The organism is Amycolatopsis sp. NPDC051102 (assembly GCF_040682815.1).
GTDB lineage: Bacteria > Actinomycetota > Actinomycetes > Mycobacteriales > Pseudonocardiaceae > Amycolatopsis.
This window is the reverse complement of sequence record NZ_JBFBBT010000001.1, coordinates 264,616-291,390: the sequence shown is the minus strand read 5'-3', so window position 1 is coordinate 291,390 and position 26,775 is coordinate 264,616. Positions and strand designations below refer to the sequence as shown.

Genomic DNA, 26,775 nt, shown 5'->3' with positions numbered 1-26,775 from the left:
TCGTTCATCGCACGTCGATGGCTTGCTTGACCGTGCGCGTGCTGCCGTCGCCGGCCCGCAGCGTCAGCGCGAGCTCCGACCGGCCGGATCCGGGCGCGCTCGCCTGTCCCGTCCAGTAGCCACTCCCGGCGCGCTCCAGCGGGACCGGCGTGGCACCGAGCGCGGCGGTCACGGTCGTGTCGGCGTTGTGCGGCCCCAGCACCGAAACGCGCACGTCGAGCCGGCCGGCCGCCGGGATGACGACGAGGTCCAGCGTGCCGGTGTCGTACGCGAGCCGCGCCGGCGCGGCCTGCTGCCGGATCGCCGCCGGGGCCTGCCCTGCTGGCCCCTGGGCGTGTGCGCTCTGGCCGGGGTCGAGGGCGATCAGCGTCGCGGTGGCCGCGGTGATCAGCGCGGCCGCTCCCGTCACCGCGACGATCCGGCCGCCGAGCCGCTCCTTGGCCGGACGGCGCGGAACGAGCCGGGCGAGGACGGCCAGGATCGCCGCGAGCGCGAGGGCTCCGGCGGGAAGCCAGCCGAGCCGGTGCCCGGACCAGGCCTGCGCGGTCCCGGCGACGGCGAGCAGCACCGCGCACCCCACCACCGACCGCGCGAACCGGGACACCGTGTGCCGGTGGCGGGCGACCGGGAAGCGCAGCAGCACCAGGACACCGGCCGGCACCGCGAGAGCGACGAGGAGGCCGATGTCCGCGGCGAGTGCGAGGACCGGCGGCGCGCCGGGCGGCCGCGGGTCGGCGAACGTCCAGGTGGCGAGGACGGCGGACGCACAGCCCAGCACCGCCGCGCCGCGCAGCCGCCGATCCTCCGCGGGCTCACTCCTCATCAGCAGCGCGAGGCCCAGTGTGGCCGGGACGAACGTGGCCAGGCGGGCGAGCAGCGCTCCCCCGGCGTCGGACTCGAGAGCGCCCGCCACCAGGTGCGGGTCGAGCGCGTCGCGCCACGGCACCCAGGCGGCGTACGGCCCGAACGACACGAGGGCGACGAGCGTGCCTCCGATCGCGAGCCACCAAGTGGTCTTGACCAGCCGGCGAGTGGCCCGGGTCCGCGCGGCGGCGGGCCCGATCGCCGCGACGAAGAACGCGAGACCGGCCAGCACCACCATCGCCGCGACCGCCAGCGTCCGCGCGGTCAGGTGGACGGCCGCCACGACCGGGTCGCGGGTCGTCTCGATCTCGGGGACGCCGTCGGGCCGGATCGGGTAGGACACGTCGAAGGTGAAGGAGCCGCTGACCGGTTCCAGCCGGCTCGACGGCAGGGTCCACGCCACGGCGTAGGTGCCTTCGTGCCGTTCCGCCGGCATGGGCACGGAGATCGTGTCCTTCCGGCCGCCCGCGTGGGTGGGCCGCGCGAAGACGACCTGGCTTCCGTCGGGGTCGAGGATGCGCACGGTGGCCAGCGCGGCCGGCACCGGGCGGTCGAAGGTCAGCACGACGGCGTCGGGCGACTTCACCACTTCGGTGCTGCCCGGCGAAGTCGTCACGAGCACCGGATCCCCGGTCGCCGCCGGGGTCAGGACGAGCAGCGTGCCCCAGCACGCGGCAACCAGCAGCAGCAGCGCGGCCAGCCGACCGGCGCCGGCGCGCGGAGGCGGGGTCGCGACGCGGGGACGGTCCTTCACCGCCGTCATTCGGCGCTCACCTCCGCCCGGTCGCGCTCGGGTTCCGGGGCGGGCGCGCGCAACCGGCGGCGGTGGGCGCGGTACCCGACCACCGCGATGACGACGAGTGCGAGGCCGAACGCTCCCCACAGCACATCGAACGGGGGCCCCTCGGCGGCACTGGTGCTCAACGGCGCCTGGTCCGCGGGGACGTCGGCGTTCTCGGCCGGAACCGGTTGCTGCCCAACGGCTTCGGCCGCGGGAGCGACGAGCCCGGCGCCGAAGGTGATCGCCGGCGCGGGCGACGTCGTCTGGTTCCAGTGCGCGACCGTTCCGTTGGCGAAGGTCTGCGTTGCCTCGAACAGCAGCCGCCCGTCGGCGGGCAGCGGCCCCATGGTGACGAGGAACTGCTCGAACTGCCTCGGCGCGACCGCACCGCCTTCGAAGACGAGGGCGCCCGCGGCCTCGCGGATCACCTTGCCGCCGGCTTCGATCGGCGGGTCGAGCGGCCGCGGCCGGACGGCGACGGTCCAGCCCGGCGCCGGATCGACCTTGACGTAGGCGACCGGCGGGGTCGCCGGGAAGACCAGCTCCAGCCGGGTGGACTTCGTGTCGGCCCGCTCGTTGGCCAGCCGGAAGGCGAAGGTGTGCGTGCCACCGCCGTCGACGCGATCGGGCACGATGGACACCTGGGCCACCACGGGCGGGGCCAGTGCCAGCACGCCGAGCACGGCCGTGAGCAAGGCAAAAAGACTTCTGACGAGGGGTTTCCTTCGATGCGCCACGGGATCTCCTCCGAACGGAGTGGTCCGGGGCCGGGAAGCACCCGGCCCCGGACCGTTTCCGGGTGTGTCAGCAAACGGACTGGGTGATGGGGTTGAGCTGCTGGCAGGTCAATTGAGCCCGCCAGTTCCCCTGGTTCTGCTGAGCCCATCCGTTGTAGACCAGCGGAACGGGCAGCACGCCCTGACCGCCGTAGCCGGCCTTCCCGGAGATCGAACCGTCCATTTTGGTCGTCGCGGTCGGGTCGAGGGTCAGCTGGCCCGCCACCTTCGCGTCGTCGATGGATCCGTCACCGTTCGGGTCGACGTCGATGACCTGCATGACGTTGGAGAACTTGTTCGACACGTAGGCGTAGTAGCCACCACCCTTCTTGGCGCCGAAGTTGATGCCGTGGCAGCCCGCCGTGCACGGCAGGTCCTTGACGACCTTGTTCGTCCGCGGGTCGACCACGGTGACCGTCTGGGACAGCACGTTCGCTCCGAGCAGCGCCTTGCCGTCCGGGCTCACCGGCAGCTGGATCATCAGCCCGCCGAACGGCGCGCCGCTCTTCGGGCCGTCCTGCGGGCTGTAGTTCGCCCACAGGTCGATCGTCTTGCTGTGCACCTTCTGCCCGTTGTCCGCACAGGCAGCCTCCGCGAGCGAAACGCACGTGATCGATTCGCCGAGGAAGTCCGCCGTGTAGAACCTCGAGGAGTCCGGGGCCATGCTCGAGGCGATCGGGAACTGGCCCGTCTTCTCGGTCCGGACGGTGCCGGTCGGCATGTCGATCACCGACGCGTTGTTGGTCATCACGTTCGGGGTGACGACGGTCTTGCCGTCCGCGCTGGTCCAGTGCGCGTGCGGGTGCCGGACCTCACCGGTCGGGCTGACCGAGATCTTCCGGAGCACGTTCGTGCCGCCCGGCGCCAGTTCGACGACCTCGTTGCCGGCGTTGATGCCGATGACGAGCTTGTCGCTGCCCGGCTCGGTCATCACGTGCGCCGGGTTCTGGCCGACCTGCGTCTGCCGGACGAACGCACCCGTCTCCCGGTCGAACACGTCGACCTTGTTGGAGAACCACTCCGTCTGGTAGAGGTACTTGTAGTCCTTGTCGGTCCACATGTTGTGCGGGTTGTTCATGTTGATCGACGGGGCACCGATCTTGCGGTCGACCGTCCAGTTCGTCACGTTGACCTTCGTGGCCGAACCGACCGCCTTCTTGCCGGCCCACTCCTCGACCTCGGTGTCGATCCACACTTCGCCGACACCCGGCGTCGCGGGCAGCTGGTTGCCCTTCGACAGGGTCTTCGGGTAGGAGAACTTCTTGTCGAAGTAGGCGTCCAGGTTCGGGATCAGCACCGGGTTGCCCGCGGCGTCGTACTGCAGGATCGGCACCGGCGGCTGGATCGCGTCGAACTTGTTCTCCGAGTCCGGCTTGAACTGCTGCCAGTTGTTCGGGTTGGTGATGTTGAAGAACGTGTTCACCAGCCGGTTGACGATGTCGGAGTTGGTCGGGACGACGAGGTTGCGCGAGTTCACCATCGACGCCTTGCCGAAGTCGAGGCCGATGGTGAGCGGGTCGTCGACCACGACGGCACCCAGCATGTACGGCGTCACCATGTCGGTGAACGCGTACAGCCCGGGCTCGGTCAGCTGGATCGACCGCTGCCCGAAGAACGCCCCGCCGGGCATGTCGTAGGGGAAGCCCTCGGCTCCTTCGGGGGCGATCAGGCCCATCGGGTTCCGGGCACCGGTCGACTCCTTCGGGTCGACCACGAAGTTCACCGTCACGGGCGGTCCCTTGACGGCGAACTTGGCGAGGTCGTTGAGCGCACCCTGCAGGTCGAGGCCGATCGGCAGCGAGTTCAGGTTGAGCGGCTGGTCGGCGTGCATCGTGGCCAGCTGCTGGCCGAACTGCCCGAGCAGGTTCTCCGCTTTCGCCGCTGCCGGCGCGGCCTGCCGGTTGCTCGCCCCGATCGACTTCACCGCCGACAGGGTGCTGTCGAGGTTCAGCGCCTTCCCCAGCTCGCCGCCGAGCGAACCGAGCAGCGGGACCTGGCCCAGGAGGTTCTGCGTCAGGTTGCCGACCGCGCCGAGGAGGTCGGAGTTCAGGAGACTGGACAGCTCACCCCCGGTCGTCAGGCCACCGAGCGTGCCGAGGCGGGGCATTTCGGCCACGGCCAGGGACTGGTCGCCGAACAGGTTGAGGCCGGAGTCGAACCACTTGCCGTTGTCGTCCTTCATGTGGAACGTGATCGGCACGGGGCCGATCCCGATCGGCTGCTGCGCCGAGGCCGGGACCGCGGCCACCGCGGAGGCGCCGAGGGTGGCGACCGCGAGCGTGACCGTGACCACCGACTTGGCGCGACGCCGCCTCGTGCGGGCTCCTGGCGGAGCTTCTGGGGACATGAGCTTCCTTTCTCTTTCCGGCCCGGCGGAAATCGGGCCGCCCGAACGAGAAAAAGTGAATCACGAACAACGGGGTCGGCTCGGATTTTCCATGTTAACTGGACGTGAAATAGTCAGCCACGAAAAATAGTTCCCACAGTGAGCAATAGGGTCATCAAAAGGGACTCGCGTGTTTGCGTTGAATACTTCCCCGCACTCAGCCGAGCAGGCCGAAGACGGTGCAGAGCAACGGTCCCAGCAATCCGCTCGAATCGCATTCCGGAGCAGGCTGCTGCGGCGGCGGAGGTTCGGTCACCGGGGGTTCCGGTGGCGGAGTTTCCGTGGGGGTCGGCGGCGGCGGTGTCACCGGCGGTTCTCCCGGCGGAGGCGGGTATTCCCCGGTCGGCGTCGGTTGTCCGGGTGTCCCGGGTGTCCCGGGCGGCGTCGCGACCGGGGGAAGGCGGCCGGTCACGACCGGTCCGCCGGAAATGGTGGGATCCGGTCCGGGCACCGCCGGGGCCGTCGTCGGAACCGGCGACGCGGGAGGCGGGCCGGTCGGCGTCGGTGAGGGGATGGCCGAGGTGGCGGGAAGGGGCGCCGGTCGTGGGGCGGCGACCACGGCCGCCGGTGGCCGTGGGACGTCGCCGAGGTGCCCCGCCACCGTCCACAGTGCCCAGCCACAGGAAGCGGCGGCCAGGAGGGCGGCCGCCAGGCTGCCGAGTTTCGTCGTAGTCACAGGCATTTCAGAGGTCCAGTACCAGCTTCCGGCCGCAGGAGCGGGACACGCAGATCATCATCGTCTCGTTCGCCGCGCGCTCCTCGCCGGTGAGCAGGGAGTCGCGGTGGTCGGGAACCCCGTCGAGCACCGGGGTTTCGCACGTGCCGCACGTTCCGCCGCGGCACGACGACAGCACCGGCACCCCGGCGTCCTCGGCCACTTCGAGGATCGAGCGGTCGGCGGGCACCGACAGGGTCAACCCCGATCGGGCGAGTTCGACGTCGAACCCGGTCGCCGGGCCGGTGTTCTCCCTGGCCGAGAAGCGTTCCAGGTGCAGGGTGAGATCCGGCCGCCCGGCGCAGGCCGCTTCGGTCACGGCCAGGAGCGGTTCGGGCCCGCAGCAGTAGACGGCGGTGCCGTCGAACGCGGTGTCCAGTACCCCCGGCACGTCGAGCAGTCCCCCTTCGTCCCGCGGCCACAGCAGCACCCGGTCGCCGTACCGCTCCCGCAGCCGCGCGGCGAACGCCATCGACGTGCGGGACCGTCCGCCGTAGAGCAGCCGCCAGCCGGCGCCGCCGGCGTCGGCCGCCGCGATCATCGGGACGAGCGGGGTGATGCCGATCCCGCCGGCGACGAACAGGTACCGGTCGGCGCGAACGAACGGGAAGTTGTTGCGGGGACCGCGGATCCGGACCCGCTCACCCGGGAGCAGCGCGTCGTGCACGTACGCGGATCCCCCGCGCCCGGTTTGCTCGCGCAGCACGGCGACTTCCAGCACCGAGCGGTCGCCGGGGTCGCCGCAGAGGGAGTACTGGCGGACGAGGTCCGGGCGGAGCACCAGGTCCACGTGGGCGCCCGGCGCCCACGGCGGCAGCTGGTCCCCGGCGGGGTGGCGGAACACCAGCCGGACGACGCCGTCGGCGATCGTCTCCTTGTGCGCCAGCAGCACTTCGAGGTCGAGGTCGGCCGAAGGAAGGGTGTTGACGGTCATGGCTCTCCCGGATTGTCCGCGTCGGTTCGCAGAACAAGTGAAACCAGCGCCGGAAACAGCGGCATGGCTGAGAAATGAATTCCGCGTATCGCCGTTTTCACGGCGCGCGGCCGGGGCGGTGAGTTTTTTCCCGGACCCCACATCGGCTCTGCTGTCAAATACTACTCGTTTCTGCCGAGGCCGCAAGACGGCTGTTTCTGTCGCGAAATCGCCTCAGCCGAGCGCGAAGCGAACCGACCGCAAGCCGGGCCGGGGTCGCGGCCAGTCCCGCAGCATTTCGTCGTGCTGGACCGGCCACTCGCAGACGACGATGTCGAGCTCCCGGCCGAGCTGGGCGGTCAGCCGCCGGAGGAACTCGTCCGCCTGCGGTGCGTCGAACGGCCCGCGTTGCGCCTGGAAGAACACCATCCCCCGCTGGGACAGGGCCAGCAGGAGGTTGACGTTGCCGAAGTGGTCCCGGAATCCGGTCAGCAGGTTCTGCTTGCCCGCGACCGGTCCGCGGCGCGGATCGGCCGGCGCGTGCGGCCGCGTCCAGGCGAGCCAGCAGACTTCCGCGTCCGCGCCGCTTTCCTCGCCGGGCTCCGGTTCACGCGGACGGCTCGAGAGAACCGGGCCCCGCCGCATCCGGAGCAGCCGGCGCTCATCGACCAGCCCCCAGCGGGTCAGGTACTGGGACACCGTCGCCGAGCTGATCAGGATGCCGAACTCGCGGCGGACCAGCTCGGCGATCGCCCGCCGGGTCCAGAGCCGTTGCGGCAGCCCGCACGCCTCGGGCGGTCCCGCCACGATCGTTCGCACGACCCACGCCTGCTGCGTGGCCGACAGCGCGAACTGCTCGCCGGGCCGCCGTCCCCGGCGCCGCGGCCGGAATGCCTCGTCGCCTTGGCGCTGGTAGGCCGCGACCCAGGCGCCGACGGTTTTGCGGGAGACGCCGAACAAGCGGGCGACCTCCGCCCGCGTCACACCCGCTTCGACAGCCGCGACCGCCCGCCGGCGGAGGGCTTCGAGAGCGTCCGCGGAGAGACTGCGCGCATCACGGTCGGGCACGGTCAAGTCCGGAATGGTGGCAGCTGCGCTGTTCATGAGGAACTTCCTTTCGTGAACGGGATGTCACCGTTCGTCCCTCCTGCAAAGCTCCCCGTAACCGGGGAGTAACTCCGGCCTCGCGGCCGGCGGGTCACCGGGGTCGGCGGACGCCCCACCGCCGCACCAGCTGGGCGGCCACCGCGGCCAGCAGCAGGATCGCCACCAGGACCGGCCAGGACAGCTGATCGCCCCGCGACGACGCGGCCAGCGCCTCCGCCGAGCCGGCCGCGCGCCGGGCGTCGGTCACCACCGGCGCGTCGGCGGCCGCCTGCGGCATCCCCGAACCGGCCGGCATCGGGAACCCGGCCCCCGGCAGCTGCCCGGGGATCGGGGTGCCGAACACCGCGCCGCCGTCCGGCGTCGAGCCGGGCACCGCCGCGACCGTCCACTGCCGGCCCGCGATCGGGGCGCCGCCGCCCAGTGCGCCATCGGCCGCACCGGGCGGCGCGGGCTCCGGCGGCGCCGGAGGCACCGAGGGCGGGGAACCCGGCGGAGCGTCCGGAACCCGGCCACGCACGACGATGCCGCAGAGCGACGTGAGCGAGGTGCGCACCGTGGACACCAGCGGGGTGAGCACCGGCGCGAGCACGGGGAGCTCACCGAGGCGTGCGACCACCGCGTCCGCGATCCGGCTACCCGGGATTTCGGCCTGCCCGGCGGGAACGGTCCCCACCGGGATGGGCGCCGCGCCCGCCCAGACCGACTGGAACACCCCGGTCAGCAGACCCAGCGGGTCCAGGCCGGCGAGCGCGGACACCACGGGTTCGGTCACCGACGCGGGCGCCAGCGCCACCCGCTCGCCCGGCACCCCGGTCACCGTGGCCGAGCACCCGGCCACCGTCGCCGGGGGTTCGGCCGCGAGCGCGGGTGTCGCGGTCAGCATGGTGAGGGTCAGCGCGCCTGCGGTGAGAAATGGCGTGGATCGCACGTGCCGCCTCCTCGGACGCCGGACTCTTGGCCCGGTCTCAGGTATTCGCGGTTCCGATGTGCCAGGCTGGGAACTCCGGCGTCGGCATCGTGGCAGGTTCACCGCTTTCTTGACCAGCAGGGCGAAAACGGGCAGGACGGTTCGTTGCGGAGAGGTTGCGTTCCCGTACGCGACGCTCTCACCAGGGCTTATGCGGGGTTTCCGTCCATTCAGGACAGAAACGGCGGATCGAGTGCGTCAGGCAAATACCGGACACTTCGGAAGCCGCGGGAACGACGTCACGATCGGCCAGGGTCCGATCACGTGTAACCCTTTCAATGAAAACCCGGGACTTCCCTCCGGCGACATCACCGGACGCGATTCCGGAAGCGGCCGAACTGTTTACACCCGGGTAACACACCGCGAGCATGAAAAAAACCGCCGATCCGGATTCCGGATCGGCGGCGGGGCAGCGGGTTCAGGCCGGGAGCTCGACGTCCCGGCCGGGTGCCGCGCAGTCGTCGAGCAGAGCCGCGTGGGCGGGGGGCCAGTCGTGCGGGACGAGCCGGACGTCCCGGCCGCACTGCATCCGCAGCCGGTGCCGGAACTCGGCGATCCCGGTGAACGGCGTGGTCCTGGCCAGGAATTGCAGCGTGCCGCGGCCGCTGACCGCGACCAGCGCGTGCAGCCCGGCCGGGCCCGCGGGCGGGCGCGGGTGGGTCCAGGTCACCAGCAGCGTTCCGGGTGGGCAGCCGGCCCGCCGGGACGGCTCGCCGTCGCGCACCAGGAGTTCCCACCGGAGCAGGTACTTGTCGATCGTCGTCCCGGCGAGCACCACCCCGCATTCGCGCGCGATCAGCTCGGAAACCGCTTTGCGGGTCCACACCAGCCACGGGAACCCGGCCTCGTCGGGCGGTCCGGCCGCCAGGATCTCGAGCACCCGGCCCTGCTGGGCCGCGGACAGCACCAGCCGCTCCCCCACCCGGCGGCCGCGCGGCCGGGGCCGCAGCGTCGGCTCGCCGCCGGACTGGTAGGCCCGGACCCAGGCACCCACCGACTTCCTCGACACCCCCAGCATGCTCGCGGCCCGCGTCTGCGACATCCCCGATTCGACCACGGCCACGGCCTGCCGCCGCAGCCGTTCCAGCGCGTCGGGAGGCATGCTCCGGGCACCCCCGGTGCCCGGGTTCCGCTGCACCGCCACCATCACCACCCCCTCCGGTTCCGACGGTCTGCTGCTCACCTGACTGTCTGCATAGGACACATCGGCCGCCGTTCGGCCCCGGCATCGCGGCGAGGGTACGCGCACGGTTTTCCCTTCGTGGGTGCCACTGTCGCGACCGGACCATTCCCGGTACGACCGGATGGCGGAATGGAATACGTGGTCCGGCCAATGGTGCGGGAGCACATGACGGGCAGATGACGCCGTTGTTTACAGTTCATTACCGGAAGTTCCCGGTCACCGGCGAGCCGTCGATCCGCTCGCCACGGACCCCGGGCTGCCGGAAATAGGTGACACGCGAGCCGCGCGACCCCCAAGCCCGCGATCCCCGTCCTCGCACGTCAGGCCAATGGCACAATCAGCCATCCACCCGATCGGGTGAATCACTTATTTGCCTGACGGCCTTTTCCTTGACTTCGGCACGCCGATCATTCCGGAACGTTCTCCCCGTATCCCGGTCGGCGCGGTCAACCGAAGAGATCGGCAGGCGGCTGCGTGAAGCCGCCGAGGCACCCCAGCCCGACCACGACCGGATGCCGGCCCGCGGGCACCGTGGCATGGCCCAGTCCCGCCGCCGGCGACGCGGCGCCTGGACCTGGCGTGTCCAGGCCACCGCCGGCGGCCACACGCTCCGGGGCTTTGCCAACCTCCGACCTGCCCCGGAGCGTGCGTTCATCCGAAACCTGCTTGTTACGTCTTGACGTCGCCCAGGTTATCGTTCACAGTCCTCTGGTGCGCTCAGCCGCACTTCCTCTCGACCAAACGCCCCCTTTCACTCCGCCGCATCCCTGCCGGCCCCGAACTGTTAGCGCTAACAATCGTCGGTCGACGACGCCCAACGAAGGGAAAGATGCTATGTCGGTTGGATTCTCGCGTGTCGCGGGGTGGCGCCGCCGGTGGCGATCGGCGTTGGCCGCCGCGGTCGTCGTGCCGGTCGTGGGCGGGCTGCTCGCGGTCGCCCCGACCGCGGCGTCGGCCGCCACAGTGGACACCGCCGCCTGGTACGTCCTGCTGAACCGCAACAGCGGCAAGGCCCTCGACGTCAGCGGCGCGTCCACTGTCGACGGCGCCGGGCTCATCCAGTGGAGCCGCAGCAACGCCACCAACCAGCAGTTCCAGTTCGTCGACGCCGGCGGCGGCAACTACAAGCTGCGCGCGCGGCACTCCGGCAAGCTCGCCGACGTGCAGGGCGCGTCCACCGCCGACGGCGCCGCCGTGGTGCAGTGGAGCGACAACGGCGGCGCCAACCAGCAGTTCAGCCTCGCCGACGCCGGAACCGGGTACGTCCGGCTGGTCAACCGCAACAGCGGCAAAGCCCTCGACGTCCAGGGCGCCTCGACCGCCGACGGCGCCGCCGTGGTGCAGCAGACCGGCTCCACCGGCACCGGCCAGCAGTGGCAGCTCGTCCAGGTGGACAGCACCGCCGGGGCGTGCACCCTGCCCTCGAGCTACCGCTGGAGCTCGACCGGCCCGCTGGCCACCCCGAAGCAGGGCTGGGTCTCCCTCAAGGACTTCACGAACGTCGTGTACAACGGCAAGCACGTCGTCTACGCGACCACGCACGACACCGGATCGGCCTGGAAGTCCACGAGCTTCAGCCCGTTCACGAACTGGTCCGACATGGCCACCGCGAGCCAGAACGACATGTCCTTCGGAGCCGTCGCGCCGACGCTGTTCTACTTCGCCCCGAAGAACATCTGGGTGCTCGCCTACCAGTGGGGCTGGCCCGACACGTTCTCCTACCGCACCTCGAGCGACCCCACGAACCCCAACGGCTGGTCCGCGCAGCAGACGCTGTTCACGGGCACGCTCCCCAGCGGGGCCCCGATCGACCAGACCATCATCGGCGACGGCACGAACATGTACCTGTTCTTCGCCGACGACAACGGCGGCATCTACCGCGCCACCATGCCCATCGGGAACTTCCCCGGCAGCTTCGGCTCGAGTTACACGAAGATCATGAGCGACACCGCGCTCAACCTGTTCGAAGCACCCGAGGTCTACAAGGTCCAGGGCCAGAACCAGTACCTCATGATCGTCGAGTCCCGGGGCACGAACGAGCGCCGCTTCTTCCGCTCGTTCACCGCCACCAGCCTGAGCGGCACGTGGACCCCGCAGGCCGCCACCGAAAGCAACCCGTTCGCGGGCAAGGCCAACAGCGGCGCGAGCTGGACCAACGACATCAGTCACGGTGACCTGGTCCGCACCAACCCCGACCAGACCAAGACCATCGACCCCTGCAACCTCCAGCTTCTCTACCAGGGCCGCGACCCCGCTTCCGACGGCGTCGACTACGGCCTGCTGCCCTACAAGCCCGGCGTGCTGACCCTGCAGCGCTAGTCACGGGGCGGGCTCGGCGCGCGGCCGAGCCCGCCCCACCTCCGGGTACCCGCACGCGGGCTCGAACGCCAGTTCCGGTTCGCCCTCGCATCCCCGCCCGCCGTCGATCAGCCCGCAGTAGCCGATGACATCACCGGCGACCTTCCGCTCGACCGCCAGTAAACCGACCGACGACCGGCCGGCGCGAATCGCCTCCGCGAGCTCGGCAACGGTGGGATGGCCGGCAGCATCGATCCGCCGATGCGAGGGCACCCGCGGATCACGTTCGGCCCACAGCTCGCGCTGCACGACAGCCTCGGCCACCCGCCACGGTCGCAGCAACAGGCGATCGGTCTCGAGCACGACCTCAGGTCCCGGGATCGCTTCGGCTGCCACGGAAGCAATCTCCCACACGCGCACGTCGGCGAGCTCGTCCGGACTGAGGTGCTCCCGCTACTTCCCCTTGCGCGGTGCGTGACCGGTCGCGGGGTTGGCGGGTGGCAGGTCGGCGGCGACGGCAAGGAGGTCGGCGGCGCTCTCGGCCAGCAGTGTGGCGAAGCCGGCCTCGTCGCCCGATACCCAGCGCCTGGTGGCCGCCCCCAGGATCGCCATTCCGAGGGCAGTGGCCAGCCGCGCGGTCTGTTCGTCGTGGCCCCTGCGGCACAGGGCCGCCGCGGTCACTTCGGACAGCATCGCTTCCTTGATCAGGCTGCGTTCCCGTAGGGGCGGGTTGGCCACGATGACGGCGCGCAGCTCGATCAGCAGCTCGCGCGGACGCAGCACCTCCGGTACGACGGCAAAGGCAGCCATCAGCGTCGCCAGCGCACCGGTTCCCGCAGGCACCTCGGCGATGCCCGTCTCCAAACAGGCCTGCAGCTCGTCGCCGGCGAAGAGCACCTCCCGCTTGTCGGTGAACCAGCGGTAGAACGAGCGCTCGGTCAAGCCGGCGTGGTGGGCGATCTGCGCCACCGTCGTGCGGTCGTAGCCCTGATCACGGAACAACTCCAGCGCGGCGCGCTCGAGCCGCTCACGCGTGTTGCCCTCCCAACGAGCCATGGGCCCGAGCATAGCGACAGCAGATGCTGTCGTCACCGTGCTACCTTCGTAGTGACGACAGCATCTGCTGTCATCATCGGCCGAGCCCGGGAGATCACTATGCGTACCCTGCGTTTCCATCACACCGGTGAGCCCCTCGACGTCCTGCGGCTCGAGGAAGCCGAGCAGCCCCGGCCGGCCGCCGGGCAGATCCGGGTCGCCGTGGAGGTCTGCACCATCAATCCCGCCGACCTGGCCCTGTGCCGGGGCCTCTACCCCGGCGACCTGCCCCGCGGAGTGGGACTCGAAGTCGCCGGCACCGTCGACGCCCTCGGTGACGACGTGACAGGCGTCCAGCCCGGAGACGCGGTGTTCGGCCCCGCCCCGTTCACCGGACCAACCGCGGGGGCCTCCGGGTACGCGCTGCTCGACGTCTGGTTCCCGCGGCCACCCGCCCTCCAGCCGGCGGCCGCCGCCGCACTGCCCATGGCCGTGGACACCGCTCAACTCGGCCTGGACCTGCTCGGCATCACCCCCGGCACCACCCTGCTCGTCAGCGGCGGCGGCACCACCACCGGCTTCGCCGCCGTGCAACTCGCGCGCCGGATCGGGGCCCGGGTGCTCACCACCGCCGGCCTCACTCACACGGAAACCCTGCGCGCCACCGGAGCCGAGGTCACCCCCTACGGCACCGGCATGGCCGAGCGGATCCGCGACCTGGCGGGCGGCCCCGTCGACGTCGTCCTCGACGTCTCACCGCCCGACGACGCCACCATCCCGCAACTCCTCCGCACGGTCACCGACCCCCAGCACGTCCTGACCATCAGCAACCTCGCCCAGGCACGCGCAGCCGGCGCCCGCGACGCGTTCACCCAAGGACCGCTCGGCCACCGCTACGACATCGTCGAAATGTGCGCCCAGCTCGCAGCCCAGGGCCGCTTCGGCATCCCCATCGCCCGCACCATCCCCCTCCCCGACTGGCGCGAAGCCATCGAACTGAGCCAGTCACGACACCCCGGCGGCAAGATCATCCTTCAGATCGCCGAGCCCCGCTTCAGCTGATCGGCGCGCCCTACAACATGATGGCGCGGAGGCCGGCCAAGACCACATCGACGATCTTCTCGGCCACTTCGCGGGTGACGGGGCGGTGTCGCCGGTTGATGTAGAGGTACACCGGCCCGGACAGCAGCCGCGATACTGGCCTGCAGCAAGGCGCGGCCGGACCTCACCGGCCCGGCCACCGGTATCGTTCCGGCAGTGCAAGGCGACAGCGCCCGGAGCGTCCGTGTGGCGAAGACAGTGGTCATGACCCTGGGAATCACCCTGATCGCGCTCGGAATCGCCGCCGCCGGCGCGCTTCTCCTCCTCCTTGCCCTGACGCGCAACAGCCGGGACTGGGCCGGCTCCGGGACGACGTTCACCTTGTTCGCCGTCGCCGCGGGTTGGACGATGCTGGCCGGCGGGTTCGCCGTCCGGTCGTCGCGGCGAACGCGCAGTCGGACGATCTGGCTCGCGGGCCTGCCCTGCGTCGCGCTCGGTGCGGTGCCCGCCGCCATCGTGGCGGTGGATGTTCTGTTTTTCCTCCCCCGTTAGAACCGGGCAGGGCCAGAGGTTCGAGCCCCCTCGGCTCGTTGACCAGCGCGCGCGAGTCGTCCGACACGTCCACGCGGTGCAGCGAGGGCCGCGCAATGGATTACCTACGAACGGACGTAGACGCCTGTCGCTCCGTCTAGTTGATTGTTGAGTGAGTCTGCGCAAAGTTGCGCGCTCCTGGAGGTACTTGTGCGTCGTCTTGTTGGAATGGTCGTCGCGATAGCCGCCTGCACCTCGGTGGTCACGGTCGCCGAAGCCGTCCCCGCCGCAGCCGCGGAGCCGGGCTACTTCGCCGCCCAGCGCGTCGGCGAACGGCCGCCGATGGGCTGGAACAGCTGGAACAGGTTCGGCTGCGACATCAACGAGGACCTCGTCCGCGGGGCCGCCGACGCACTGGTGTCGTCCGGCATGAAGGACGCGGGCTACCAGTACGTCAACATCGACGACTGCTGGGCGGAACAGAATCGCACGGCCGAGGGCAAGCTCGAACCCAGCCACGAACGCTTTCCCCACGGCATCAAGACCCTCGCCGACTACGTCCACGGGCTCGGCCTGAAGCTCGGCATCTACACCAGCGCCGGCACACTGACCTGCCAGAAGACCATGCCCGGCGCGCTCGACCACGAGGAGGCGGACGCGCAGTCCTTCGCCGACTGGGGCGTCGACTACCTCAAGTACGACAACTGCAACAACCAGGGCCGACCCGCGATCGAGCGCTACACGAAGATGGGCGACGCGATCAAGAAGACCGGCCGCCCGATGATCTACGCCCTCTGCGAATGGGGCCAGAACAAGCCGTGGACCTGGGGGCGCGACGCCGGTGCGCAGCTGTGGCGCACCACCGGCGACATCACCGACAACTGGGGCAGCATGACCGGCATTCTCGACCGGCAGGTCGGCCTGGAAGAATTCGCGGGCCCCGGCGGCTGGAACGACCCGGACATGCTCGAAGTCGGCAACGGCGGCATGACCGACGCCGAGTACCGGTCGCACTTCGCGCTGTGGGCGCTCCTGAACGCGCCGCTGCTGGCCGGGAACGACCTGCCCGCGATGTCGCCCGACATCAAGGCGATCCTCGAGAACAAGGACGTCATCGCGCTGGACCAGGACTGGGCCGGCACACAGGGCCACAAGCTCCGCGACGACGGCGACACCGAGGTCTGGGCGAAGCCGATGTCCGATGGATCGGCCGCGGTCGTGCTCTTCAACCGCGGGCCGGCGAGCACGACCATCAGCACCACGGCGGCGGAACTCGGTCTCGAGGGCCAGACCTTCCGCGTCCGCGACCTCTGGACCGGCACGGAAACCGAAACCGCGGGCACCCTCCGCGACGCCGTCGCGTCCCACGACTCGTCCGTCTTCCGGGTCTGGCCGTCGACGCACCCGTCGGCCGCGCCGATGACGACGCTGACCCTGCCGGCGCCGGACTACGTGCCCGCCGACCGTCCGCTGACCACCACCCTCCAGGTCACCAACGACGGCGGCACGCCGATCACCCAGCTCCGGGCCACCGTCGCGACGCCCGTCGGCTGGCAGCTCGACGGCCCCGGCACGTTCACGGTTCCGGCCGTACCCCCGGGGAAGTCGTGGCAGCAGCAGATCACGTTCAAGCCGGTGGCGCCGGCCGGCGAGCGCGTCAGGCTGGCGGCCAAAGCCGACTACTCCACCGCGTGGGGCAAGCGCGCCTTGGGCTCGGAAGGCACGTCACCGCTCGTCTTCCGCCCGTCGCCAGGCACGACGGCGTTGTCAAAGGCCCCGTGGCTGTCGTCCGACAACGGCTGGGGCCCGGCCGAACGCGGCACGAGCAACGGCGAGAGCCAGCCTGGTGACGGCCACCGGATCACCATCGCCGGGGTCGGCTACGACGACGGCATCGGCGCCCACGCCCCCTCGAGCGTGCGGGTCTACGTCGGCGCATCCTGCACGTCCGCCGGCGCCCTGGTCGGGATGGACGACGAGAACTCCGGTGGCAGCGTGGCATTCCGCATCCTCGGTGACGGCAAGGAACTCGCCGCGACGGGCGTCATGCACCCCGGAGACAAGGCACAGCCGCTGTCCGCGCAGCTGACCGGCGTCCAGGTGCTGGAACTGTCGGTGACCGACGCCGGCGACGGCAACACCAACGACCACGCCGACTGGGCGAACGCCACGATCACCTGCTGAGACCGGCAGCCGGTTCCCGATACCGCCCGCGAGGGTGGGCCACGCGGACCCGGACGCTCACCGGTCTTCACGGTTCGATCACCAGTTCCGCGATGTGGTCGCCGTCGAGGGTGAACTGGCACCGGACGTCGACGCCTCCGCAGGGGAAGTCGCCGCGGGCCTGGGCCGGTCGCTGTTCGAGCGACCCGGCGAGCACGCGCTGGTGCTCAGCCTGGACGGTTTCGTGTCCCCGCCCGCCGTCGTGCGCGTCCGCCGCTAGACACGCTCCGGTGACGGCCGCGGTGCCATCCTGCGCCGACGTCCGCGGTGGTACCGGAGGAGCTATACCCGCGCCCCGAAGCGTTGTCCCGACGGACTGCTCCGGGCACCGAGCCACGGCAGGCGTCCTCGACGAAGCCGCCCACGCCGGCCGGTGACTGATCACCAGCGGGCCGAGGGCGGGCCGGGCAACCTGCGTGCGCGTGGTGCCCGGCCCCGTGTTCAGTTAGTCCACTTCCCGGCCCACGCCGTGTCGGCGCTCGCCGACCAGAAGTTGTCCATCAGCTGCGCCGCCGAGCGGGGGTCGAAGCCGAGGTCGGGCGGCGGCAGTTCACGCCGCGGCGCGGGAGTGCCCAACCCCATGATGACCTGCTCGAATCCGCCCGGCGTGTAGCCGTTGAGCACGTGGGCGGCGCTCCGAGTGGTGACACTGTGCACCGTTCCCCGCGGAATCCACACCGAGTCACCCGCCGTCGCTCGCATCGGCGGCTCGTCCCCGACCCGGAATTCGATGGCGCCTTCGAGCACGTTGAACCACTCGTCGATGGGGTGCACGTGCGGCGGCGGCCCACCATCCGCCGGCATCCACTGCTCCATCACCGAGAACGCTCCCCCGGTCTGCTCCGAGTCCGCCAGCACGACCCAGAGGACACCGAACGCCCAGTACGCCGGCGCAGTGTCCCTCCCGGTCATGAACGGCACGCCACGCGGGGAGACACTGGCGACGGTGTCCATCTCTTCCCTCACGATCGCGTCCTTTCCGCGGCATCCTCAGGTGCGAGCGGGTAGATGTCGGCATCGAAGAACCGGGCGAAAGGCAAAGTGGCCAGCGTCTCCCCCACTTGGTCTTCATCGGCGGCGATGATCTCGACGAACGTGGCCCGCCGCGCCGGGGAAACGTAGTGGGCGCCGATCCTTCCCTGTGAGCGCAACGTCTCGAGCTGCTTGTGCTCGTCCTCTCTCAGTGCGGCGAATTCCGCCAGGTCGGTGTCGTCCCGGAGGGTTCCGACCACCATGAACGCCTGTCCCGCGACGGGGTCCGAAGGCATGTTTTCTCCTTGATGTCTCGACGTGACATCAGCGTAGCACTGATGTCGCGCCGCGACATCAAGGTGGCCGCGATGTCACGGCGAGTCATCGACCCAGGTATCCTGGCGCCATGCCCCGGTGGGAAGAAGGCAGCGAAGCGCGGATGAAACAGTCCGCCATGGAGCTGTTCGAGGAACAAGGGTTCGAGGCCACCACGGCGGTCCAGATCGCCGAACGCGCCCGCGTCACCACTCGAACGTTCTTCCGCTACTTCCCCGACAAAGAAGAACTCCTCTTCGCCGACGCGGACCTGCTCACCACGGCACTCGTCGAGGAACTCCGGCAGACGCCCGACCTCGAACAGCCCCTTCGGGCCGTGGTCCGGACCTTGGCCGGGTACGACTGGGAGAAGCTCGGATCACGGGACGTCCTGCGCCGCCGAAGCCGGATGATCGCGTCGAACCCCAGGTTGCTGGAACGCGATCTGATCAAGCAACACCAGATGGCCGAAGGGTTCCGCCAGGCACTCCGCGAGCGCGGAGTCGATCCTGACGTCGCAGAGCTGGCGGCCAGCACGGGAAGCCAGATCTTCCGCACGGCCTACCGCAAGTGGCTGGAAAGCAACGACAACACCGACCTGACGACCATCACCGAAACCGTGACATCCCTTCTCGCCGACATCGTGCCCGTGATCCGGTCACCACGAGGACACCGCCGGACACCGGCCGCGCCACCTGCGAAGTCGAGGACGGCGCGGTAGCGGACGTAACGGGAGCGGTAGACGACTCCGAGTGCGTCGGGGGCCTCCAGCCCTCCTCGGCGTGAACCCCGGCCGGGCAGGTGCCGGAACGGCCGACGGCGGGAGGGCGCACGAACACATTTGAGCGCGGTGCACGAACCCGATTGCCGTGCGGGCGGCTTCGTCGGGCAGCGCTTCGGTGTAGGCCAGCCTCGAGAAGCCGTCGACGGCGGAGTGCAGGTAGGTGTAGCAGGCCCGCTACACCTCGGGTTTGGTGCGGGCCACCTGCCGGTCTTGATCGCTGCCTTGCCGTGGATGCGCCGGCCGCTGCAGACGTGCCACGCACACAGGCTCCCACGCCCCGATGGCTTCGACCGGACGCTAGGGGTGCGTCGGCGAGATGCCCGCGTTGCGCATCACGTCCTGCGCGGCCGGTGGCCAGCTGCCGTCGGTGATCTTGACGTTGTCGTTCAGGACGTTGTTGTGCGGCGCTCCGGTCGCGACCTGGGTGGCGCCGGTGTTGTACCAGTTGCCGCTGAACGTGTTGTCGTTGGTGTTGTTGGTGCCGCTCGCGTTCGTGAACGCCCAGACTCCGGCGTCCTGGATCACGTTGCCCGACAGGCTCACGTACCGCGATCCTTCGTCCAGGTACAGGCCGACGGTGGTGTGGTTGTCGTAGATGTAGTTGCGATCGATGACCGCACCCGGGTTGGCGGAGAGGTTGTAAATGCTGCCCCCGTCGTTGAAGACCTTCTTCGTGCCGTGCACCAGGTTGTAGCGGACGACAGTGTCCTTCAACGTGGTCGGCGCGGTGTACACGGGCTGATAGGCGTACAGGCCGCGGTTGCGGTAGTCCTGGCTGCCACCGGGGTCGTTGGCGCCCCAGCCCCAGCCGACGTCGATGCCGTCGTAGGCGAGGTCGGACACCTCGTTGTGCTCGATGACCGCGTGGGTGACGTAGGTGCTCAGGATTCCGGCCATGTCCTTGTAGTCCCGCGCCACGTTCGTGACGAGGTTGTCGGTGATGGTGACGTTCTTGGTGATCATCGCGGGGTTGCTCGGGTGGTGCGCGTCGGGTTGCACCCCGCCGGCCACGATGCCGGAGCCCGCGTCGTCGGTGAAGGTGTTGCGCCGGACGGTGATGCCGGACGCGCCGAGGCCGACGCCGCTCGCGTGGGCGTTGGCGTCGTTGCCGATGCCGAGGGCGACCTGACCCAGGTGGGCGAACGTGTTGCCCTCGAACGAGATGGTGTCCGCGGCCGAGACCTGGACGGCGGCGGGGACCTGGTGCCAGCTGTTGCGGGCCGCTTCGAACTGCGGGCAGCCGATCTGGCACGACGTCAGGAAGTCGGCGGGCTGCGGGAACGCCGAAGCGAGGAAGGCGCCGCTTTGCTGGTCGGCGTAACCGATCGACGTGCCGGGCTGGAGCCAGGTCGTGTGCTCGAAGCTCAGGCCGCGGAAGGCGAGGTTGCGGACCGGGCGGTCGTAGGTCCCGCCGACCTGGAGCAGGGACGTCAGGCGCGGCAGCTCCACATCCGCACCCGCCGGGGACTGCCCCGGTGCCGCTTTGTAGTACAGCTTCCCGGCGGCCGGGTCGAGGTACCACTGCCCGGCCTGCAGGAAGGCGTAGGAGTTCTCCAGCAGCAGCGTTCCACCCGCGAAAGGCCGGGCGAGGGTGTCGTAGCCCCAGTTGTTGTTGTTCCAGGCCGGTTGCTGCATGGTGATGGTGCTGCCGGAGATGCTCTGCACCGGCGCGTACCGGTCGGTGAAGGAGTTCTGGCTTTCCACCTCGATGCGGTTCTGGGCGGGCAGGGAAGCCAGGTAGTTCAACGCCGGGTTGACGATCGTCAGGCCGGTGCCGGTGACCTGGACGTCGGTGCGCGCGATGGTGATCGCGGCCCGGGGAGCCGACGCGCCGTCGATGTAGAGCTGGCGCGAATCGGCTCCCTTCGGCACGTCGGCGACGAAGATGTTCGCCGCCGGATCGTGCAGCTTCCACCCGGTCACGGACTGGCCGCCGGACAGCACCGGAGTCTGGCCGGGGCGGGCCTGCCAGGTGATCGTGTGGCCGTTGCGACCGGAATCTTCGCCGGTGAACTTCAGCGGGGCGTTCAGCCGGTACGTGCCGCCCGCGAGTTCGACGTGGACGTCCGCGAGCGCGGACAGCGTGCGGGCGAGCTTCTGGGCGTGCTGCAGGGTATCGCCGCCGTGGGGGGCCACGACGATCGTGAAGGCGGGGATCCCGGCTGCCTGCGCCGGGACGGCGGTCAGGGCCGCGGCGGCGGTGGTGACGGCCAGCGCGGCCAGCACCTTCTTGACGGGGTGACGCATGATCATCCTCCTTGAGGATCCTGCGGTGGGGAAACGGGGAGCGGCCTCAGCGGCCCAGCCAGCCGCCGTCGACGGGGACCAGTGCGCCGTGCACGTAGTCCGAGGCCGCCGACGCCAGGAAGACGGCGACGCCGCCGAAGTCCTCGGGCCGCGCCCAGCGGCCGGCCGGGATGCGGTCGAGGATCGCGGCGAAGCGGCCGGGGTCGGCTCGCAGCGCTTGGGTGTTGTCGGTTTCGACGTAGCCGGGGACGATCGCGTTGACGTTCACGCCGTGTCCGGCCCATTCGTTGGCCAGGGCCCGGGTGAGCCCGGCGATGCCCGATTTCGCCGCGGCGTAGCCGGGGACGTTGATGCCGCCTTGGAAGCTCAGCAGCGAGGCGGTGAACACGATCTTGCCCCGGCCACGTTCGAGCATGCGCCGGCCGACCTCGCGGGTGAGGGTGAACTGGCTGGTGAGGTCGACGGTGATGACGCGGTCCCAGTCGGCGTCGGGGTGTTCGGCGGCCGGGGCCCGGGCGATGGTGCCCGCGTTGTTGACGAGGATGTCGACCGGTCGCCCGAGACCGGCGAGGGTGTCCGCCAGCTCCGCGACGGCGTTCCGGTCGGCGAAGTCGGTGCTCAGCGCGGTGCAGGTGCGGCCGAGCGCGGTGACGCGCTTTTCGACCTCGCTGCCCGAGGGCTCCTGCTGGGCGCTGACGGCCACGATGTCCGCGCCGGCGGCGGCCAGCGCCTCGGCGATGCCGAGGCCGATCCCCCGGCGGGCGCCGGTGACCACCGCCAGCCGGCCGGTGAGGTCGAACGGGGACGGCGGGGTCATCGTGCCTCCCCGGAAGCGCGGCAGTCGATGAGAACCTTCATCACGCCGGCGCCGGATTCGAGGGCCGCGAATGCCTCGCCGGCGCGGTCGAGGGGTTCGGTCCGCGAGATCAGGGTGTCGGCCGGGATCGCGCCTTCGCCGAGGAGCCCGACCGCGGCGGCGAAGTCGTCGCGGTCGTACAGGCGGGCGCCGACCAGCGTCAGTTCACGCCAGAAGAACCGGTGGAGGTCCACTTGCCGGGGTGCCGGGTGGATGGCGACCTGGACCAGCCGGCCTCGCGTGGCCAGTGCGCCGATCGCCGTCGCCACGCCCGCTTCGGCGCCGGACACCTCGAAGGCCACCGCGGCGCCGGCCCCGCCGGTCCACCGGTCGACGGTTTCGGAGAAGTGTCCGGCACGCGGGTCGAGCGCGGTCAGGCCCAGTCCTTCCGCGACCGAGCGGCGGAACGGGTCCGGTTCGGCCAGCGAGACGACCGCGCCGGACCGGCGCGCGACGAGGGCGATGAGCAGCCCGATCGGGCCGCCACCGACCACCAGGGTCCGCTCGCCCGTGCGCAGCGCGGCCCGGCGGACGTCGTGCACGGCCACCGCGACGGGCTCGACCAGCGCGGCGTGGTCGAGCCGGAGGTCGAACGGCAGCCGCACCAGGGTTTCGGCGGGTACGGTCCAGCTGCTCTGCATCGACCCGGGCGCGTCGATGCCGAGGAACACCAGGCGGTGGCAGATGTGGGTGTGGCCGGCCCGGCAGGCCGGGCATTCGCCGCACCACCGCAACGGCATGACCGTCACGGGATCGCCGGGTCGCCAGCCTTCGACGCCGGCGCCGGCCTCCGCGACCCGGCCGGACATTTCGTGGCCGAGCACGCCGGGCGGGTGGACGCGGCTGTCCATGTCTCCGTGGTAGATGTGCAGGTCGGTGCCGCAGATCCCGGTGTAGGCCACCTCGATCCGGACGTGGCCGGCTGGCGGGGCCACGGGCTCTGCTGCCTCGACGACCAGGTTCCGGCGGCCGGAGTAGGCGACCCGCCGGGTGGACGGGTTCCGCGGTGGGGCACTCATTCCGGGTCCTTTCGTTGTGCTTGCCCGAGGGCAGCGCGTGCGAGGTAGGTCTGCTCGGCGTTGTGGCGGAGAACGGCTTCGGCGGGGTGACCGTCGAGCGCGGTGTGGACGGCGTCGAGCCACGCCTCGTGGTCGGTGGCCAGGGTCATGACGGGCCAGTCGCTGCCGTACAGGCATCGGCCCGGCCCGAACGCGTCGAGGGCTTCTTTCAGGGCGTCGACCACCTGCGAGCGGGCGGTGCCCGGGATCGTCTCCGTGGCCAGGCCGGACAGCTTGCACCGCACGTTGGCGTGCCGGGAGAGCCGCCGCAGGTCCTCGCGCCACCGGCGGTACCCGGGCCCGCCGGGCGACGGTTTGCCGAGGTGGTCCAGGACGATGGTGGTCCGCGGGCAGGCTTCGGCCAGTGCGGTCAGTTCGGGCAGCTGGTGCGCGCGGATGCAGGCGTCGAACGGAAGCCCCGTCTCCCCCAGCAGGCGGACGCCCGCGCGGAAATCCTCGCCCTCGAGGAAGCCGGGGGCTTCGTCTTGCACGTTACGCCGGACGCCGACCACGAACGGGTCATCCCCGCAGCGGCTCGCCGCCGCGGGGTGTTCGAGGTCGGCGTGCGCGACGATTCCGCGGATCCACGGGTGACGCTGCGCTTCGCGCCGGATCCACTCGATCTCGGCGGGAGCGTCCACGGGGACCCGCCCCGCCTCGACCACGATGACGTCGTGCCGGGCGGGAAAGTCGTCCGGGGTGAACGGCCGGTTCAGCCGGTCGACGTCGACGAGCCACGGGTAGCGCAGCTGCCGCGGGTCCCAGAAGTGCACGTGGGAGTCCAGGACCACGGTCATGCCGCCGCTCCCGGGTCCTGGTTTTCCGGTCGGCCGCTGGGCCACGAGCGGTCGCGGACCGGCTCGAGGCACTCCTCGACGGCGCGCAGCAGGTCGTCGTCGACCGGTTCGGTGATCCAGCGGACGTCCCGGCGCACCTCGTCGGGGTCGGCGGCACCGACCAGCGTCGAGGCGAAGCCGCCGGTGTGCACCGCGAATTGGAGGGCGACCCGCGCGAGCTCTTCGCCTCTGTCCCGGCACAACGCGGCGGCCTCCGCGCACCGCCGGAGGATGTCCTGCGGCGCGGGGTGCCAGGGCGGCGCCCCGTGGTTGGTGAGGGCCCCCATCGACAGCGGGGACGCGGCGATCACGGCGGTGCCGTGGCGCGCGAACCGGTCCCGCCACGCGGCGAGCCGCCGGTTCTGCAGCGTGTACTGGCAGTAGGAGATGATCGTGTCGACCTGGGTGCGTTCGACGACGTAGGCGAGGGCGGGCAGGGGAAAGCCCGTCACGCCGACGGCGCCGATCAGGCCCGTCTCCTGCAAGGCACGCAGGGCCGGAACCGTTTCGTGCACGACCTGGTCGAGGTCGCCGAACTCGACGTCGTGGCACTGGACGAGGTCGAGGTGGTCGGTGCCCAGCCGGTCGAGGCTTTCGTGCACGCTGCGGGTGACCCGGCCGGCGCTGAAGTCGAAGTCGGCCTCGCCGTACCGGCCGGCTTTGGTGGCGAGCACGTACTCCGAGCGCTCGACACCGCGCAACGCCTTGCCGAGGACGGTTTCCGCGTTCCCGTAGAACGGGGAGACGTCGAAGAAGGTGATGCCGAGTTCGAGTGCGGTGTGGACGGCGTCGATGCCGCGTCGTTCGCCGCCGCGCGGTAAGCGGCCCAGGGGGGCGGCACCGAAGCCGAGTTCGGAGACCTCCAGCCCGGTGTCGCCGAGTGGTCCTCGTTTCATGCGTCACGCTCGTCGAACGGGGTCGCGTAGGACGGCGTCCGGGCCCGCAGGGCGAGCCGCAGGGTCAGCCGGATCCGGGTGGACCGGGGCAGATCCACGCGCAGCCACGGGCCGTCGAGGTCGATCGACGCGGTCGTCACGGCCGGCTCGCGGTGGCCGTAGTCGTAGAGACCGCCGATCCAGGAGGGGTCGTCGCACACGGTGAACGTCGCGCCGCGGATGTGGTGCTCGGCGAACGCCCCGGCCTGGACGATCACCGACCGCGGTGCCTCCGCGTCGAGGTTGACCAGCTCGACCACGGTCGCCTCGGGGTCGATGCCGGAAACCAGCGCCGCCACCGACGGGGGCAAGCCGGGGCGCCGCGCCTCCGCGTCGTGGTACCGGACGCGGGCCTGCTGCAGCCCGCCGTTGTAGACCACCTGCGGGCCACCCCAGGTGAGCTGGACCAGCGCCTCGGTGACCACCGGGTTGGCCTGCTGCCACAGGTGGATGTCGGCTTCGGGGACGGGCCGGCCGCGGTAGCGCTCCATCCGGGTCAGCCGGTGCCGCACCTGGGCCTGCGCGGCGGCCAGGATCCGCTCCGGGTAGTCCGGGTTGTCCCCCGCCAGGTAGGCGAACCACGGCTCCTCGTGCCCGGCCTCCTCCTTGCTGCGGAACGGCCGTACGGTCCGCCAGTCGTGGCCGCCGGCCGCGCGCAGCCGTTCGAGGCGTTCCCGGTCTTCGGGTGCGGCGGTGTGGTGCCACAGCGCGACCGGGACACCCATCAACATCGGGTTGTAGTCGAACCAGCCGCGGTCGTCGTACCGGAACGGGACGTGCAGCGTCGGGGTGTCCACGTCCTCCCGCAGCTGCACCGACCACTTGGACTCGAGGCTGGAGTCCGCCTCGGTGAAGGCCATCACCTTGCCGTGGCCGAGGATTTCGTCCAGCGCCGGGCGAACCAGGTCGGTGAAGCTCTCGTCCCCGGTGGCGAGCGCGGCCGACAACGCGGCGACGACGGCGGCGTGCCCGACGCTGTACCAGCCGTGCGGCCACGACCAGCCGTAGTGCCCGCCGTACCAGCGGCCCTCCAGCAGGCCGCCCACGGTGCCGTCGGGCGCGACGTTGTCGGGCAGGATGCCGTTGTTGGCCGCGGCGCGCTCCCGCCACGCACCCACGTACTCGGCGAGCCAGTCGCGGTAGCGCTGGTCGCCGGACAGCAGCAGCGCGTTGAAGACGAGCCCGGAGGCGGCCAGGTTGACCGCGGTGTCGCCGGTTCCCGTCCGGTGCCGCAGCTGCTCGCCGAGCCGGGGGTCGCGCTCCCGCGGGGGTTCCTCGGCGTCCGGCGGCAGCAGCCACTCCAGCGGGAAGCCGTACGTCGTGGCTTCCCGGGGCAGCCACGGGTAGGAGCCGCCGTCGAAGAGGCCGTCGCGCGCCGGGTCGCTGCCGTTGTGGGGACGGCGGATGATGCGGTGCGCGGGGTCGTAGTTGCCGTGGGCCGGGTCGACGTAGAGCTCCGCGAACCGCAGCGCCCGGTCCCGCCACCGCTCGGGCGCGGCCATGCACAGGAAGTACAGCAGCAGCAGGCTTTCGCCTTGGTGGAACCAGTCGTAGCCGCGTTCGTACTCGTCGTGCAGCATGCCGAGTTCGGTCAGCTGCCGGGTGACGCCCTCCCAGTGCCGCTCGGACTCGGCGAGCAGGTCGTCGGCGCCGCCGAGCAGGTAGAGCTGGGGCCAGTTGAAGAAGGTTTCGTAGAAGTCGTCGACGCCGTCGCGGGTGGTGAGCTCGCCGTTGTAGGTCAGCCGTCCGTCCGGGCCGGTGAAGTCGCGGGCGAACCGGCGCCAGGCCCGGTCGAGGAGGGCGAACAGCTCGCGCTCGGCGATCGCCCAGCCCGGTGGTTCGAGCAGGGGGACCGAGGCCGTGATGACGGGATACATCAGAAGGTGCTCCATTCCAGGGCAGCGGTTACCGGCAGCGGCACCCGGGGGTGCCGCTGCGCAGGCGACCGGTGA

At 70.9% G+C, this 26,775-nt stretch carries 23 protein-coding genes and 1 pseudogene; 6 read left to right on the top strand and 18 right to left on the bottom strand.

Going from position 1 to position 26,775, the window contains the following annotated elements:
- Positions 1 to 4: 4 nt before the first annotated feature.
- The 7 genes from AB0M93_RS01230 to AB0M93_RS01200 all read right to left on the bottom strand — a co-directional run bounded on the left by AB0M93_RS01230 (position 5) and on the right by AB0M93_RS01200 (position 9,611).
- Complete coding sequence (locus tag AB0M93_RS01230; protein ID WP_364266795.1) at positions 5 to 1,627, bottom strand: copper resistance CopC family protein; 1,623 nt, start codon at positions 1,625 to 1,627, stop codon at positions 5 to 7.
- The gene (locus AB0M93_RS01225) at positions 1,624 to 2,340 is read right to left on the bottom strand and encodes a DUF1775 domain-containing protein (protein WP_364266792.1); all 717 of its coding nucleotides are present in this window, start codon (positions 2,338 to 2,340) and stop codon (positions 1,624 to 1,626) included. Before AB0M93_RS01225 ends, AB0M93_RS01230 begins: the two co-directional genes overlap by 4 nt.
- Positions 2,341 to 2,449: 109 nt before the next feature.
- Positions 2,450 to 4,768, bottom strand: a complete 2,319-nt coding sequence (locus AB0M93_RS01220) for a copper oxidase (protein WP_364266789.1) — start codon at positions 4,766 to 4,768, stop codon at positions 2,450 to 2,452.
- Positions 4,769 to 5,490: 722 nt separating this feature from the next.
- Entirely contained in the window at positions 5,491 to 6,456 is a 966-nt protein-coding gene (locus AB0M93_RS01215) for a PDR/VanB family oxidoreductase (RefSeq protein ID WP_364266786.1), read from the bottom strand.
- A gap of 213 nt (positions 6,457 to 6,669) precedes the next feature.
- Complete coding sequence (locus tag AB0M93_RS01210) at positions 6,670 to 7,539, bottom strand: helix-turn-helix domain-containing protein (RefSeq protein WP_364266783.1); 870 nt, start codon at positions 7,537 to 7,539, stop codon at positions 6,670 to 6,672.
- A gap of 94 nt (positions 7,540 to 7,633) precedes the next feature.
- Complete coding sequence (locus tag AB0M93_RS01205; RefSeq protein ID WP_364266780.1) at positions 7,634 to 8,470, bottom strand: hypothetical protein; 837 nt, start codon at positions 8,468 to 8,470, stop codon at positions 7,634 to 7,636.
- A 457-nt stretch (positions 8,471 to 8,927) separates the two neighbouring features.
- Complete coding sequence (locus tag AB0M93_RS01200) at positions 8,928 to 9,611, bottom strand: helix-turn-helix domain-containing protein (protein WP_364266777.1); 684 nt, start codon at positions 9,609 to 9,611, stop codon at positions 8,928 to 8,930.
- Between the two features lie 915 nt (positions 9,612 to 10,526).
- Between AB0M93_RS01200 and AB0M93_RS01195 the strand changes: the two genes are divergently transcribed.
- Positions 10,527 to 12,011: a non-reducing end alpha-L-arabinofuranosidase family hydrolase gene (locus AB0M93_RS01195; RefSeq protein WP_364266774.1), complete on the top strand. Its 1,485-nt coding sequence runs from the start codon at positions 10,527 to 10,529 to the stop codon at positions 12,009 to 12,011.
- On the opposite strand, the gene AB0M93_RS01190 is transcribed toward AB0M93_RS01195, so the two are convergent.
- Both AB0M93_RS01190 and AB0M93_RS01185 read right to left on the bottom strand, forming a co-directional pair.
- Entirely contained in the window at positions 12,012 to 12,386 is a 375-nt protein-coding gene (locus tag AB0M93_RS01190) for a hypothetical protein (protein WP_364266771.1), read from the bottom strand.
- Positions 12,387 to 12,443: 57 nt separating this feature from the next.
- Positions 12,444 to 13,046, bottom strand: a complete 603-nt coding sequence (locus AB0M93_RS01185; RefSeq protein WP_364266768.1) for a helix-turn-helix domain-containing protein — start codon at positions 13,044 to 13,046, stop codon at positions 12,444 to 12,446.
- A 99-nt stretch (positions 13,047 to 13,145) separates the two neighbouring features.
- Here AB0M93_RS01185 and AB0M93_RS01180 point away from each other — a divergent pair, with 99 nt between their 5' ends.
- The 4 genes from AB0M93_RS01180 to AB0M93_RS01165 all read left to right on the top strand — a co-directional run bounded on the left by AB0M93_RS01180 (position 13,146) and on the right by AB0M93_RS01165 (position 17,040).
- Complete coding sequence (locus AB0M93_RS01180; RefSeq protein WP_364266765.1) at positions 13,146 to 14,087, top strand: NADP-dependent oxidoreductase; 942 nt, start codon at positions 13,146 to 13,148, stop codon at positions 14,085 to 14,087.
- A gap of 243 nt (positions 14,088 to 14,330) precedes the next feature.
- Positions 14,331 to 14,618, top strand: coding sequence for a hypothetical protein (locus tag AB0M93_RS01175; protein WP_364266762.1), 288 nt, complete (start codon positions 14,331 to 14,333; stop codon positions 14,616 to 14,618).
- Positions 14,619 to 14,825: 207 nt separating this feature from the next.
- Positions 14,826 to 16,781 carry an NPCBM/NEW2 domain-containing protein gene (locus AB0M93_RS01170; RefSeq protein ID WP_364266759.1) on the top strand — a complete coding sequence of 652 codons (1,956 nt, stop codon included), beginning with the start codon at positions 14,826 to 14,828 and terminating at the stop codon, positions 16,779 to 16,781.
- A gap of 94 nt (positions 16,782 to 16,875) precedes the next feature.
- The gene (locus AB0M93_RS01165; protein WP_364266756.1) at positions 16,876 to 17,040 is read left to right on the top strand and encodes a hypothetical protein; all 165 of its coding nucleotides are present in this window, start codon (positions 16,876 to 16,878) and stop codon (positions 17,038 to 17,040) included.
- 221 nt (positions 17,041 to 17,261) lie between these two features.
- On the opposite strand, the gene AB0M93_RS01160 is transcribed toward AB0M93_RS01165, so the two are convergent.
- Positions 17,262 to 17,786, bottom strand: a complete 525-nt coding sequence (locus tag AB0M93_RS01160; protein WP_364266753.1) for a cupin domain-containing protein — start codon at positions 17,784 to 17,786, stop codon at positions 17,262 to 17,264.
- On the bottom strand, positions 17,783 to 18,088 hold the full coding sequence (locus tag AB0M93_RS01155) for a muconolactone Delta-isomerase family protein (protein ID WP_364266750.1): 306 nt from the start codon (positions 18,086 to 18,088) through the stop codon (positions 17,783 to 17,785). Before AB0M93_RS01155 ends, AB0M93_RS01160 begins: the two co-directional genes overlap by 4 nt.
- A gap of 110 nt (positions 18,089 to 18,198) precedes the next feature.
- On the opposite strand from AB0M93_RS01155, the gene AB0M93_RS01150 reads away from it, so the two are divergent.
- Complete coding sequence (locus AB0M93_RS01150; RefSeq protein ID WP_364266747.1) at positions 18,199 to 18,828, top strand: TetR family transcriptional regulator; 630 nt, start codon at positions 18,199 to 18,201, stop codon at positions 18,826 to 18,828.
- Positions 18,829 to 18,948: 120 nt separating this feature from the next.
- Here the strand turns inward: AB0M93_RS01150 and AB0M93_RS01145 are convergent.
- From AB0M93_RS01145 to AB0M93_RS01115, 7 genes and pseudogenes are all read right to left on the bottom strand, one after another.
- Positions 18,949 to 19,056: pseudogene (locus AB0M93_RS01145) on the bottom strand (IS481 family transposase); the annotation flags it as partial.
- A 132-nt stretch (positions 19,057 to 19,188) separates the two neighbouring features.
- Positions 19,189 to 21,138 (bottom strand): right-handed parallel beta-helix repeat-containing protein, encoded by a 1,950-nt coding sequence (locus AB0M93_RS01140; RefSeq protein WP_364266744.1) that lies wholly within the window; start codon positions 21,136 to 21,138, stop codon positions 19,189 to 19,191.
- A 46-nt stretch (positions 21,139 to 21,184) separates the two neighbouring features.
- A complete protein-coding gene (locus AB0M93_RS01135) occupies positions 21,185 to 21,955 on the bottom strand; it encodes an SDR family oxidoreductase (protein ID WP_364266741.1) in 771 nt (256 codons plus the stop codon).
- Entirely contained in the window at positions 21,952 to 23,013 is a 1,062-nt protein-coding gene (locus AB0M93_RS01130; RefSeq protein WP_364266738.1) for an alcohol dehydrogenase catalytic domain-containing protein, read from the bottom strand. Before AB0M93_RS01130 ends, AB0M93_RS01135 begins: the two co-directional genes overlap by 4 nt.
- On the bottom strand, positions 23,010 to 23,849 hold the full coding sequence (locus AB0M93_RS01125; RefSeq protein WP_364266735.1) for an amidohydrolase family protein: 840 nt from the start codon (positions 23,847 to 23,849) through the stop codon (positions 23,010 to 23,012). The genes AB0M93_RS01130 and AB0M93_RS01125 overlap by 4 nt, the downstream gene beginning before the upstream one ends.
- Positions 23,846 to 24,784: an aldo/keto reductase gene (locus tag AB0M93_RS01120; RefSeq protein ID WP_364266732.1), complete on the bottom strand. Its 939-nt coding sequence runs from the start codon at positions 24,782 to 24,784 to the stop codon at positions 23,846 to 23,848. The genes AB0M93_RS01125 and AB0M93_RS01120 overlap by 4 nt, the downstream gene beginning before the upstream one ends.
- Positions 24,781 to 26,700, bottom strand: coding sequence for a hypothetical protein (locus AB0M93_RS01115; RefSeq protein WP_364266729.1), 1,920 nt, complete (start codon positions 26,698 to 26,700; stop codon positions 24,781 to 24,783). Before AB0M93_RS01115 ends, AB0M93_RS01120 begins: the two co-directional genes overlap by 4 nt.
- Between the last annotated feature and the right edge of the window lie 75 nt (positions 26,701 to 26,775).